The sequence below is a fragment of the Propioniciclava sp. LT432 genome, from assembly GCF_059515965.1.
This window is the reverse complement of sequence record NZ_JCAKNE010000054.1, coordinates 1-12641: the sequence shown is the minus strand read 5'-3', so window position 1 is coordinate 12641 and position 12641 is coordinate 1. Positions and strand designations below refer to the sequence as shown.

Here is a 12641-nt window from a genome sequence, read left to right as displayed (position 1 = left end):
TGTTTCAACACCATTCAGTTCCGCGAGGGACCGTGTGGTGTGGTGGGCCGGTGACTTGGACTGATGACGGGAGGGGGATCCGACACGCCATCCTGACCGTGCGTCATGATTCCTGACGTTCATGCTAAGTTCTCGACAACTCGTTGAGGTTTGTGAGGTTGGGGTATGGCGCTCGCGGTAGTGCGGTCGGTCGAGTCGGCGCGCAGTTCGCGTAGCCGGATCGACGCCGAGGAGTTCGAGCAGGAACTCATCGACCAGTACTCGCTGGCCCTCAGTGCTGCCGGGCTCACCGATGGGACGGCCGCCGCCGAACGCGGGGCGATCTTCGACTTCACACGGTTCCTGGGTCGTCCGCTGTGGACCGCGCAGGTAGAGGACGCCGACAGGTACCTTCGTGCGGCACGAACCCAGCGCGGGCTCGCCAAGTCGACCGTCGCCGCTCGAGCGGGCACGCTGGCCAAGTTCTACGACTTCGTCATCGTTCGGTACCAGGGCGACATCCATGCCCTGTTCGGGCAGGTCGTCGTCCAGCCCATCGACGAGTTCAACCGGCCCAGGGCGATCGCCGCCGCCACCGCGACCAGGGTTCCCCCGCGGACAGACGAGATCCGTGCCTTGTTCGACGGGTGGCGCGATGCGCTGCCCGACAGCCGGAAGTACCTTCCAGCGGCCCGGGACTATCTGGCCGCGTCCCTGTGGCGACGGCTCGGTCTGCGGATCAACGAGACGGTCATGCTGGACGTCGCCGATTGGCATCCCGAGCTTGGTCCCCACGGCAAGCTGCACGTCCGCCACGGCAAGGGCAGCCGGGGCCGAGGCGCCAAAGTACGAATCGTGCCAGCAATCGACGACGTCGACGCACTGTTGGAGTGGTGGCTGACCGACGTGCGCCACCAGTTCGGCGACGACTACGACGACCCTGCCGCCCCGCTGCTGCCCAGCGAACGACGCGACCGGCTCAGTGGCCACTGCACCCGGCTCGGCACCGAAGCACTCCGCACCGGACTGGCCGACGCCGTGGAACGGTGGCTGCCGGACTGGAGCCGACGGCTCACCCCCCACGTCCTGCGGCACTACTGCGCATCGCACCTGTACCAGCAGGGCATGACACTCAAGGCCATCCAGGAGTTGATGGGTCACAGCTGGCTGTCCACCACAACCCAGTACATCCACGTCCACTCCACCCACATCGAAGCGTCCTGGGCGGCCGCCAACCAGCGGACCCTGGATCGAATCACCCACCCCGCACCCCACAAGGAGGTATGAACCCATGCGCTGGAACCTGCGGATGAAGGCCGCCGAGGCCGGCATCTGGAAATCCACCGAACTACGCCGACGGCTGGCCGAGGCCGGCCTCGACATCAGTGCCGGGAAGATGTCCGGGCTATGGGCTGGAACACCCACCACCATCCGGCTCGATGACCTCGATGTGATCTGCTTCGTGCTCGGCTGCCAGCCGACCGACATCCTCGTGTGCGAACCCGACGCAGTGACCGCCCGGCAACAAGCCGTCAAGGCCGTGGCAGCTGCCTCACCCACGGCACCCGCCCGACGGCGAGCGCCGACAACGGGGCGTCCCCGCAGCAAGCCACCCGCGTGACCGCCCCCAAGACGTGCGAGGGCTGCGGACGCAAGCCCGAGGCCTACGTCAAGCGTCGCTGGTGCTACGACTGCAAACCCGGCAGCTTCGGCCGACCGCTTCCCTGCCGAAGCTGCGGCGCCACCGGCGACTACTGGGCCGGCCGGCTGTGCCGCCAATGCCATCCCTTCGCACCCCAACCGCCCGACTCCTGCCGCGACTGCCTGGCCTGGGGAGTCACCCGCCTCCGCGGATGGACCTGCCAAGCCTGCCGCGGCTGGCGTCACCGCTATCCCGTCGAGGGCGTGTGCATCAGCTGCCATCGTGAACTCGCCATCAACGAGCACCAGGCCTGCCGCCTGTGCTGGATGCAGACCCTCTACAACCAAGCCCAGTACGGACTCCCCCGCGACGTGGTCACCGCCAACCGCGGCGGACAACAGCTGTGGTTCGCCGACATGAGCGGATACCGCAACGGATACCGACCGCACCGTCGCCGTGACTTCCGACGTCGCCGCGATCAACTGCCGCTGCCCGGCACACCCCTGGAAGCACCCGATACCGGCCCTCCATCGACGAACGCCGACCAACCCAGCCTGTTCGACTACCACCCGGTCGAAGATCCCGCCCGCCGCCACGGTGTCGGCGAGCCACCCAACCACGAATTCGCCACCCAACTCGACGACCATGCCCTCGACATGGCCGCCCGGCACGGCTGGACCCAACGGCAATCCCTCAAGACCCGGATCACGCTGCGGGTCCTGCTGGCCAAGCACCAGATCACCGCCCCACCCATCCGCGCCAGCCACGTCCTCGACCTCATCGGACACCGCCTCCGGGTCCGACTCGCGCTCCTCGTCCTGCAAGACGCCGGGATGCTCATCGACGACCGCACCTCGACGCTGGACGCCTGGTTCGAACGCCAACTCCAAGGCCTGCCCGACCCCATGGCCGACGAACTGCTGATCTGGTTCAACGTGCTGCACCACGGCAGCACCACCCCGCCGCGCAGCCGACCGCGCCACGACCAGTCGATCAAGCTCCGCACGCGATGGGCCCTGCCGACGCTCCTCACCTGGGCAGCAGCCGGCCATCAATCGCTGCGCGAAATCAGCCGGACGCACATCCTCGCCGCCCTGCCCGGCGAAGGCACCCCACGCGCCAAACTGGGCGCCGCGCTGCGCTCGATCTTCACCACCCTCAAGCGACACCACGTGCTCTTCGTCAACCCGACCGCCCAACTCAACATGGGCAACTTCGAGCGACGCATCCCCATGCCCACCGATACCGCCGTGCTCGGTGCCCTGTTCAACTCCCCCGACCCAGCCACCGCCGCGATCACCGCGCTGATCGGCGTCCACGGGCTGCGGCCCGCCGAAGCCAGCGCCCTCCAACTGGTCGACATCCATGACCACCGGATCCACTTGCCAGACCGCACGATCCTGCTCGCCCACGCCACCAAGGCCACGCTGGACCGGTACCTCCTCCACCGACACCACCGCTGGCCCGGCAGCATCAACCCGCACTTCCTCGTGCACAGCCGGTCCGCATCCACCCTCGAACCCGTCCGGGTCCCCTGGCTCACCGACAAGCTCGGCATCCCACCCAGCGCAATGCGCCAGGACCGCATCCTCGCCGAGGTCAACGCCGGCGGCGACCACCGTCGCCTCTGCGACTTCTTCGGCATCACCATCGAGACCGCCGCGCACTACCTGAGCACCCTCACCCACCCCGACCTTGAGGACCACACACCCGTACCCCCCAGTTCCCGAACCCCAGGTAACACGTGAGCGGCTCATCAGTGACCTACCCTTGGGTTCAAGGCGGAGGATCCTTCAGTAATCCTGAACCCATGGCTTTCGCCGAGGAACCGCGGGAGGGGCTCACCCACCGACATCCGCCGTAGCCAGACCAATGTGCCGGCGTACGCGCCCAGCAACACCGCCAGCAGGGCTTGGCCCAGCGGGGTGCCATAGGGGGCCATGAACTGGCCGTTGAAGGCGAGGAACCCGAGCACCCCCAGAGTGATCAAGGTGACGTTGCGGGCGGTGGCGCGGGGCTTGGCCCGGTCAGCTTCGACCTTGCGGCGGGCGGTGACGTCGTCGGCCACCGACTCGGCCAACCCCTGCAGCACGCTGGCCAGGCCGGCGCCGCGTCGCCGGGCACCCAGGATCAGGTAGGCGGCCACCAGGTCCCCGGTCGCGTCGTCCAGCTCGTCAGCGAACTTCAGCAGGGCGTCCTCGGTCGACCAGCGGGCACGCAGCCGGGCTACCAGCCTGGACACCTCCGGCTTGATCGGTTCGGGGGTGGAGCGCAGGGTGGCGACCAGTGCCTGCTCCAACCCGACCCCGACTGTGAGGACGCCGGCGAGGTTCCTCGTCCACTCCGCCATCGCCTCGAGGCGTTCGATCTGGGCCGTCTCAGCCGGGGACCGCAACAGGCTGGGCAGACCGACCACGGCCAGCGGGATCGCCACCACCGCGACCAGCCAGCCCGACAGCACCGCGACCAACGCGCCGGCGCCGAAGCCGACCAGCGCCAACACGCGGGTGCGGGTCGGGATCTTCCGGACGCGCCGCCGCAGGGCAGCGGTTCGGCGCGGGTTGGTGGGCGGGGCCACCGGGCGGGGGCGGAGTGACGCGATGACACCCAGGACGCCAGCGGTCACCAAGGCGCCGGAGAGCGCAGCGAGGAGGGCGGTCATGCGATCACACCGCTCGAGCGTGCCTCGGTGAGGAAGCCAGCCAGGTCGAACCCGTGACGCTCCAGCCGCCGCAACTCGTCCGGGAGCGTGTGCGCGACCGCGACCCGGCCCTCATGGGCGTCGAACACCGTGGTGGTGGCGTAGCCGAGGTCCTTCTCGCCGGGGCTGATGGCGACGATCTCGGACACCCACCGGTGGCGCCGTTCGGTGCCGTCCGGCAACTCCTCGACCTCCATGTCCAGCTGCACGATCAGGTTGATGGTTTCGGCGAGCTTGCGGGTGGCCAGCTCGTGGGTGACCTGCGGCCCAAACTCCATCGCGCAGGTGACGAGCTTTCGCATTGCACCGCGCGCGTTCACGCTGTGGGTCGTCGAGATCGACCCCGACCCGGACTCCATCGCCTTGACCATCAGCCAGGCCTCCGGGCCACGGACCTCCCCCACGATCGTGCGCCCCGCCGTAAACCGAAACGAGTCGTGCAGGGCCTCATTCAGCGTGAACTCCCCCGACTGTCGACCGTCCGGGCCGCGTTCCCCCGAGCCGGGCCGCGACTGCCACGCGTACACGATCTTGTGCCGGTCCGGCATCTCGTGCAGACCCAGCTCGAACTCCGACTCCAGCGTGGCGATCGACTCCTTGGGGTCGAATGCGCCACACAAGGCGCGGGCCATCGTCGTCTTCCCGAACCCCTGCGCCCCCGCCACCACGACCGACAACCTGGCCCGGACCGCTGCGGTCAGGAACGACGCGGCCAACGGCGACAATGCCTGACGATCAACCAGGTCCTGCAGGCTGACCTCGGTGAGCCGGTGCCGGCGGATCAACACGAGCGGCCGTGGGCTCACCCAGGCGGTGGCCGCCAGCCTCGACCCGTCATCCAGCTGGAGGTGCAGTTTTGGCTGGGCCTCGCTGAAGGGGCGAGCCGAAATTTCCGACCGGGACGCCAGGAAGGTCAGGAAGTCCGTCAACTCCTGGTCCGAGTCAGCGACCGGCGGTCCCGGGACCCGGCTGCCGTCGGCCAGGTCAAGCCACACCCCGTCGAACCCGACGATGGAGATGTTCTCGATCCTGTCATCCTCGATCAAGGGCTGCAGGCGACCCATGCGGAACAAGGCGTTGAAGATCGCCTGCGCCAACTCGTCCTGCTGGACAGGCGTCCACGATGGCCGGCCGGCGGTCACGGCGTCCGCTGCCGCAGCCTCCAGCAGCTCCACGATGATCGAGCGGCCCAAAGCCTCCTGAGCGGCCTTGTCCAGGTGCAGCCGATCGCCGCCGAGCTGCTTGGTCAACAACTCCGAGGCCTGTGACCGGAACGCGGCCACCAACTCCCAATCCACCTCAGATCCCGTGGCGCGGCGCGGGGTGGGCGTGCCCGAAGGCTCGCCGGCGGGCACGGCATGCAGCCCGGAAGCCGATCGCGGCCGAGCCGGCCGCCCCACGTGCTCCTCACCGGCGTCAGCGCGCCGGGCGCGGGACGCGAACAACGGCAACGACCGCGGGTCGGGTCGCCTCTCGTCAAGGGGCAGCGTCATCGGGAACCTCCCAAAGTCTGCGGAACGGAACGGGCCAACCACGCCAGCGGGGACACCGGACGACCCACTCCTGCTGAGGCGTGGACGCGGATCGCCTCTCCCAAGGCCGACAACCCCGAGCGCAATGGAGCGCGCCTGGAGAAGGAGCCGCGGGCCCTGGACAAGACCGCGGCCGAGCGGCGGTCCCACGGCAGGGTGCCCACCAAGGGCAGACCCAGCGCGTCGGACACCTCGCGGGCCGAGTACGGGTGGCCCTCACCAATCACCACCACGCCCACGCGGGTGGCGGTGGCCTCGGTCTGGTCGCGGAGGGTCTCGGCCCACGACGTGGCCGCGATCACCGCGGGCAAGGTGCTGCGCGTCAACAGCAACGTCAGGTCCGCGCCGTACAACAGTGGGGCCGGAGAGCCGACCAAGCCGAGGCGGCCCGCGTCGACCAACACGTCCTGTCCGGTTGCCTCCAGATCCCGTAACGCATCCAACAGCACCGGCCACAAGGTGGTCATGCTGCCTGCCTGGGCGTGGGAGCGGCTGCCGGGCAGCAGCCGAGCCTGCGAGCCAGGCAGATCGAGGAGCTGGTGCGGCAGCTCGGCGGCAACCAGGTCCTCACGTTGGGCCATCGCCAATTCGATCAGGCCGCCGTCGTGGGCGACCTGGCCTTGGAAGTAGCCGGCCAAGATCCCCGACCCGCCCGTCGGGTCGGCCTCCACCAGCACCACCGGACGCGGCCAGCACAGCGCGAGGCCCACGGTCGTGGTCGACACCCCCGGGGAGCCGGAGCCTGCCGTCAACGCGATGATCGCCATGGCCGACTCACCGCTCCCTGGAATCAAGCACCAGAGCCACCTTGCCGGTGGCCGCCCGCGCCGCCAGATCCGCCGCGGCCTCCGCAGGGACCACCACATCGACGATCGTCTGGTCGCCCGTCTCCGAAGGATGCACGCCCACCACGGTCGCCGAGACTGTCACCGGTGCATCGGCGACCTCACCCTGGGCGCCAGGGGTCTGCACGACGCGCACCGCGTCGCCCGGCGCGATCGGCTCAGCTGGCAACATGCCCGGCGCAAGGCCGACGCCCACCACCGAGGTTCCTCGTGCCGGCAGCACCGAGGTGGCGAAGTCGCTGGGGGTGAGCAGGCCGCCGGGTGCGAGGTCGAGCGCGGCTCGTTGGCCGGCGACGGCGTCCGCTTGGGTGGCTGCCACTGTCTGGACTGCCGGGTCAAGGCTGACCCGCACCGTCATCAGGTCGTCGCGGTCGATCACCTCACCGCGATGTACCAGCGTGCGAACCGCGAGGACTTCGGTGGTGTGGCCGGCGGCGGTCCACAACCACAATCCGCCCAGCGAGCCGAGGACGATGGTGGCGACCGACACCAGCAGGGCGACGGGTCGTCGGCGCAACTTCGGTGGCGTGGCCAGCGCCGGCGGTTCCTGAGCCGGCGCGGCGGCCGGCTTGGTGGTGGACGGGCGGGTGGTCACTGACATGGGGTGGCTCGCTCTCGTGGGGGGTGCGTGCACGGAAGGGGGGAGGGCTCGGTCAGCCCGTCGTGAGGACCTGCAATTCTCCGACCGTGATCGTGGTCGCTTGGTTCAAGGTGACGGGGATCGTCCCGGATTGGCCCATGCCCGACCATGCCACCGACCACTGCGTCTCGGCCTGGACGGTGTAGGTGCCCGGCTTGCTGTACGTGTAGCCGCAGGTGGGTGAGTCGGTCTTGCCGAACCGGTCTTCATAGGCAGTGCCCGGCCCGGCGCAGACCACCACGGCGCCGTCGCCCATCTGCCAGCGGACCCGCTGGACCTTGGCCGTTGCGGTCACGGTCACTCCGGACGCCGACGCGCTGCGGGTGATCGGGCCCCACGACTGCGCGTCCGGGCTGGATGCCCACAACCAGACCGGCATCCCGACCAGACCCACCGAGCCCGGTCGGTCCTCCGGCACGATCCCGATCGAGATCGGCCTCAAGTTCATGCTCGCGATCGCCTGTTGCGCCAACACGACGGGATCAGGACCCGCGGGGGCGGTGGCGGACCAGAACCTGTACTGAAGCCCGCCAAAACCCCCTGAACGTGGGAGCGAGCAGTCGTAAATGGCGCCGTCGGTGTGGCCTTCCCAGGCAGGCGCGGTGGCCGGTGGCTGGGGGTTGGTGAGCTGGACGTAGCAGCTCTTGGAATCCGACCACCAGCCGAATTCGGCATCTTGGCAAGGCATGGGGATCGAACCGTAGGCGCAGGTTCGGGGTGCCGACTCCCCGCTTCCGCCACCGCCGCTGAGCGGTGTCTTGCCAGACCGACCGGGGTTGGTGGCGGTGATCTTGCACTGGCGGCCGTCCCACTGAGCGTCGGAGCCGCAGTCCACCGGCGGCCCGGCCGCGATCGCCGGGACGGCTCCCAGGAGCACCGATGCGACAGCCAACCCGATCGCCGCGAACGCGCGGGTCAGCATGTGCCCAGCACTTCGTCTTGGTCGACCCGCAGGGCCCCTGACCTTTCCACCACGACCGAGCGGTGCTGGAAGCGGTACGGCGGTGCTGTGACGTTCTTGCCGGAGGGGTCCACCAGCTTGGTGTCACTCGTGTCGACGCAAGCGGTGACGGTCCACGTGGGAACGCCCTGGCTGTTGTTCCCGGACGGCTGGGCTGACTGGAGCTCAACAACCGAACTGCCCGACCCGGTGAGCTGCTCGAGTCGGTAACCGGTGAGGTTCTTGCGGAAGAACTCCAACGCCTCACCGGACGCCACGGTGTCGAGGTCCTGCAGTGATGCTTGGGGGTCATTGGTCAAGCGATCAACGACTGACCAGAGGTTCGTCACGGCCTGCTTGGCGTTGGCGAGGTCCTGCTCAGCCGGCGACAGCGTCGGAGCGGTCTGCGTGGGCGTCGGAGCGACGGATGCGGAAGGGCTCGATGCTGGCGCAGCCGTGCAGGCAGCCATCACGGGCGCTAGCGCGAGCGCGAGCAGGGCCCGTCCGAGGGTGTTCTTGTTCACCATGGGGTTTCTCCTTCACCTACCAGAAGTAAGGAGGAGGGCCGTTGGCGGACACCCCGGGGCAAAATTCTTTGAACGACTTCGTTCACTCGAGCCGGGGGTGACTCGGCCAGGGAGCCCTGGTCCTGTTCTGTTGAGCGTCGTCCTGGGGGACAGTGCCCCGAATGTAGGCCGCGAAATCGGTGCGGCTTCGGGCGTCCCACGGAGTGACACCAGTCCCACTAGCGTTTCTGGTCGGCGGCGAAGCGTCCGTCGAGCGGCCGCAAAGTCAGCTCGTCCGTTGTGACGTCGGGGGTGGGGAGGCCATGAACGCGCTTGTCGGACGCGTTGGGAGCCACGCCGAGACCGCACCGTGCGCAGCTGCTCGACTTCGGTGCACCACCAAGCCCACAGGGTCCGCTCGACGGCGTAGAGGTCGGCTCGTCGCTGCCCTACTCCGTTGGTTCCCAGGGCGATCGCGACTTGATCAATCTGCGCGGTGTCAACGCGCCGCCAGCATCGCTCGCGCCACTCAACCAGGCCGACCGAATTCAACCGATCAAGCATGATGGTCGTCTTGTCGATTGACCACCCCAGAAGGTAGGAGCACTCCGCGGCGTCCATCGGTTCCCTCAAGCGTCCGTAGAGGGTGCCGGCGTCGGGGCCCAGGCCACCGTTGGTGGCGAAGGCATCGTGTGCGTTGTCGTTCAGCCGGTCCGCGAGCTGGTTGAGGAGCGCGGAGCGCAGGGCGGAGCCGGTGCCAGCGGGGCGCGGGTCCGCTTGTGACAGCAGCTCGCTGATGCGGCTGTGGACGGCGCCGCCCGGGTCGATGGACCAGCGAGCACCGCGGCGCCCGACGGCGGACTGGGTTCGGGTGATCCAGCCGTCGGTCGTCAGCGCGAGCAGGGATCGCCGGGCGGTCTCGCGGTCGAGGCCGCAGGTCATTGCCAGGCGGCGGATGTCGGCCTCGACCTCGTCGGGACGGACGCCTTGGAGGTGGAACAGGCACAGCGCATCCAGGACGCGCCGCTGCGCGTGGCACGCTCGGGAGCGGCCCCACCGACCGGCAGTGGCGTCCGCTCGACGCTGCACGGTGCGGACGAGTTCTGTGACGACCTCAGCGCGGGTGTCGAAGCTCTTATCGGTGCCCTCAATGGCTTGGCCGGGGCCGAGTTGGGCGACTGCCTGGACGGCGCGGGTCCACTGGCGGCGCAGCATCGCCGTTGGGGACGCTGGCCCGCGTGTCGGGCGTGGCATCCGGGTTGCCCCCGCGCGGAGGGTGCGGGCGTGCTCGAGCCCTGGCGCGTCGGCGAGCGCCAAGACGTCCCTGAACCGCCAGCGGGCCGCCGCTGCGCCGCAGAGCACCCGCCACAGCACGGTTGACAGGTCTCCGGTCGGGGTCGCCTCCAGCAGCCCTCGGCAGGACGCTGAGAGGGCCCGCTTGGTCCCGGGCAGGAACGGCATTCCGTCCACCACCGCAACGGGACGGGATCGCGTCGGCTGGGTCGCCGGCTCGACTGCATGGACGTGGTCGGCGACCCGGCTCATCAGCGCGTGGATCTGGCCTGTGGTGACGGTGGGCTCGGTGAGCACCGCCACCGATCCGGCGATCACTTGCGAGTTACCCCCGAGGCGATGCGGTGCACCCGGGGGGCGCGCGCATCCCGAAGTCGGGTTGGTCAGCGGTGCGACATCGAGGGAGGGCAGCCAGGCCTTCAGCAGGTACGCCAGGGCGCGGACCGCCTCGGCGTCCAGTGCGTCGCGCAGTCCGATCCACACGTGCCGGCCGCCCGTGGGTCCGGACGCGCACACCAGGTGCTCGATCCCCAGTTCGGACACCAGCTCGCCGAACTGAGTGGCGTCCGCGGCGGCGGCCTCGGACGAACCTTTGGCGTCCAAATCGACGCACAACAGTCGATAGCGACCGGTCGCGTCGGCGAGGTGCACGGCCCACGGCGTCCGGGGTCGTGCCCCTGCGATGGGATGGACCAGCGGGTAGCTGTTGAGCGGCTGACCATCGCCATCCACCCCTGCGGAGCGCACCACGCGTCGCGGGCTGATCCGACCAGTCAACACCCAAGCGTCGACCTCCCCGCGCGGAGCGTCGCTGCGCGGCGGGGGGATGGCAGGGGTCACCGTCGCGGTCCCGGCGCGGGACGGCCGCCGAGCTGGATCGGGTTCCGCTGTTCGGCCCGGAAGCCGGCCAAGGGCGAGGAACGAACGGTCTCGAACAGGACGGGCTGGTCCGTCGTCTCGACTGCCACGATCCGGGCGCGGTCCCACCGCAGCCCACCGTCGGACTGACGGGTGGTGACAGAGGCTGCGGTGCGGTCCAGAGCAGCAAGGGCCATCGTGGTCATGTCGAGGGCGTGTTTCGCGTCGGCATGGAGTGCACGACCGGCGGGCTCGCCTAGCGGCATCTGGACCCAACCGTGACGGAGAGCGGCCTCAATGGTCGTTGGCCCGCGGTAAGCCGCTTGGGTGACTGCGGATGCAGCGATCCACAGTCGGCCGCGTCCACGCACCAGCGTGTCGAGAGCTTGGAAGTGGGCCAACGCCACGTTTCCTACCCCATGAACGCCGCGGCGCATCGTGCCCAGTAGTAGCCCCATGTCGAACCGGTCAGCCATGCGCTCGGGCGGCAACCAGTCCCGCCCCTGGCGCAGGTTGTCGGTGACCAGCTTCCGGAGCTGACGCGACGCGTGGACATGTTCGGGGTCACGGACTCCCTCCAGTCGGACCGTTTCCGGCCACGCTGCCGGCCGCCGCCAAGCGGCGTGCGCCGCTCCCAGCGCCGAGGTGGCCACGGCTGCCCGGTCTGCGTCCACAAGTCCTAGCCGGCGGGCCGCCGCGCAGACCGTTCCTGCCGTCGCGGTGAGGATCAAGGCGTCACCCGCGGCGACCTGGAGGGCCGCCTGGCTCACCCCCCGGCGCGAGCTCAGGATGTCTACCGTGGCGTGCACCCAGGTCGAGATCGCAGCGTCCAACGACTTCGACGTGACCGCGCCCACGTCCTCGTATCGGCCGCTCCGTCGTTCGGCGGGGATCATCGCGAACCGTTCCGTGCGGGCCTTGACAGCAGCCAGCACCGATCGAGGCGCCTGCAGATGGTCCCGGTCCTGCAGGAGTGGCAGGGACACCGTGGCCACGGCGTGAACGATCGAGACGACGTTGGCCTGTAAGCCCTCCAGAGCAGCCCGGTCCACATCGGTGCGCGCCGGTTTCTCGCCAACCAGCAGGTCCGCGATCAGCCCCAATCGGAGCGCCAGCTCGCCCACCGCCGGATCGGGCTTCAGGGACGCTGCTGCGGAACCGTTGTCGGCCGTGGCCTCGAGCACCCCTCGCCCGACTTGGCCCAACACCAACCGGACGGACCCCATGTCGTCCAGCCATGCCGGTTCCACTGGCACCGCGTCCAGGACGCGGAGAGCTGCGGTCGCCAACCTGGGCCATACCGCCAGAACCTCCAGGCCGCGCTCGCCGTAGCGATTCTCGGCACGCCGGTCCTCGAGTTCCGCACACAGGTCCCAGGCGCGGGTGTGGACGTCGTCCAGCAGCATCCCGACCGTGGTGGTCATCGTGCTGCCCTCGCCCGCACCGCCTGTAACGCGGCCCACAAGGCCAGCGGCACCACCTGCCGCGCTGCGACCAACACATTGGACGCGGCGTCCAGCGACGCGATCGCGTCCAAGCCGGGATCGACTTGCTGTGGCACGACCCCGAAGTCACCGAACAGGCCCTCCAGGTCCAGACACTCCGCCGCCAGGAACAGCGATTCCCCGGTTGGGTCGTCCGCCGACACGAACGCGACCACCGCGCTCCGCACGTGACCCAGCGCCAACCCCAGTGCCAACAACTC

The 12641-nt window shown here is 69.3% G+C and carries 13 protein-coding genes; 4 read left to right on the top strand and 9 right to left on the bottom strand.

The genetic code is table 11. From position 1 onward, the window contains the following. The first annotated feature begins 165 nt into the window (after positions 1 to 165). The 3 genes from AC5YDV_RS19145 to AC5YDV_RS19135 are packed head-to-tail and all read left to right on the top strand — an operon-like array spanning position 166 to position 3369. Positions 166 to 1266 (top strand): tyrosine-type recombinase/integrase, encoded by a 1101-nt coding sequence (locus AC5YDV_RS19145; RefSeq protein WP_496183015.1) that lies wholly within the window; start codon positions 166 to 168, stop codon positions 1264 to 1266. A 4-nt stretch (positions 1267 to 1270) separates the two neighbouring features. Then, positions 1271 to 1600, top strand: coding sequence for a helix-turn-helix domain-containing protein (locus tag AC5YDV_RS19140; RefSeq protein ID WP_496183014.1), 330 nt, complete (start codon positions 1271 to 1273; stop codon positions 1598 to 1600). Further along, on the top strand, positions 1597 to 3369 hold the full coding sequence (locus tag AC5YDV_RS19135) for a site-specific integrase (RefSeq protein ID WP_496183013.1): 1773 nt from the start codon (positions 1597 to 1599) through the stop codon (positions 3367 to 3369). The genes AC5YDV_RS19140 and AC5YDV_RS19135 overlap by 4 nt, the downstream gene beginning before the upstream one ends. Positions 3370 to 3377: 8 nt before the next feature. On the opposite strand, the gene AC5YDV_RS19130 is transcribed toward AC5YDV_RS19135, so the two are convergent. The 5 genes from AC5YDV_RS19130 to AC5YDV_RS19110 are packed head-to-tail and all read right to left on the bottom strand — an operon-like array spanning position 3378 to position 7634. After that, positions 3378 to 4283, bottom strand: a complete 906-nt coding sequence (locus tag AC5YDV_RS19130; RefSeq protein WP_496185111.1) for a type II secretion system F family protein — start codon at positions 4281 to 4283, stop codon at positions 3378 to 3380. Continuing rightward, positions 4280 to 5815 carry a TadA family conjugal transfer-associated ATPase gene (locus tag AC5YDV_RS19125; protein ID WP_342372612.1) on the bottom strand — a complete coding sequence of 512 codons (1536 nt, stop codon included), beginning with the start codon at positions 5813 to 5815 and terminating at the stop codon, positions 4280 to 4282. Before AC5YDV_RS19125 ends, AC5YDV_RS19130 begins: the two co-directional genes overlap by 4 nt. Then, positions 5812 to 6621: a CpaE/TadZ family protein gene (locus AC5YDV_RS19120; protein WP_496185112.1), complete on the bottom strand. Its 810-nt coding sequence runs from the start codon at positions 6619 to 6621 to the stop codon at positions 5812 to 5814. Before AC5YDV_RS19120 ends, AC5YDV_RS19125 begins: the two co-directional genes overlap by 4 nt. Positions 6622 to 6628: 7 nt before the next feature. Further along, a complete protein-coding gene (locus AC5YDV_RS19115) occupies positions 6629 to 7294 on the bottom strand; it encodes an SAF domain-containing protein (RefSeq protein ID WP_206080016.1) in 666 nt (221 codons plus the stop codon). Positions 7295 to 7352: 58 nt separating this feature from the next. After that, positions 7353 to 7634, bottom strand: a complete 282-nt coding sequence (locus AC5YDV_RS19110; RefSeq protein ID WP_496185113.1) for a hypothetical protein — start codon at positions 7632 to 7634, stop codon at positions 7353 to 7355. On the opposite strand from AC5YDV_RS19110, the gene AC5YDV_RS19105 reads away from it, so the two are divergent. Beyond that, complete coding sequence (locus AC5YDV_RS19105; RefSeq protein ID WP_496185114.1) at positions 7618 to 7863, top strand: hypothetical protein; 246 nt, start codon at positions 7618 to 7620, stop codon at positions 7861 to 7863. The genes AC5YDV_RS19110 and AC5YDV_RS19105 overlap by 17 nt on opposite strands. A gap of 391 nt (positions 7864 to 8254) precedes the next feature. On the opposite strand, the gene AC5YDV_RS19100 is transcribed toward AC5YDV_RS19105, so the two are convergent. The 4 genes from AC5YDV_RS19100 to AC5YDV_RS19085 all read right to left on the bottom strand — a co-directional run. Further along, entirely contained in the window at positions 8255 to 8806 is a 552-nt protein-coding gene (locus AC5YDV_RS19100; RefSeq protein ID WP_166233239.1) for a hypothetical protein, read from the bottom strand. A gap of 12 nt (positions 8807 to 8818) precedes the next feature. Then, positions 8819 to 10855: a hypothetical protein gene (locus tag AC5YDV_RS19095; RefSeq protein WP_496192563.1), complete on the bottom strand. Its 2037-nt coding sequence runs from the start codon at positions 10853 to 10855 to the stop codon at positions 8819 to 8821. Positions 10856 to 10914: 59 nt separating this feature from the next. After that, complete coding sequence (locus AC5YDV_RS19090; protein ID WP_496185116.1) at positions 10915 to 12360, bottom strand: hypothetical protein; 1446 nt, start codon at positions 12358 to 12360, stop codon at positions 10915 to 10917. Beyond that, positions 12357 to 12641, bottom strand: a 285-nt coding sequence (locus AC5YDV_RS19085) for a hypothetical protein (protein ID WP_496185117.1), incomplete at its 5' end; no start/stop codon positions are given. The genes AC5YDV_RS19085 and AC5YDV_RS19090, both read right to left, overlap by 4 nt.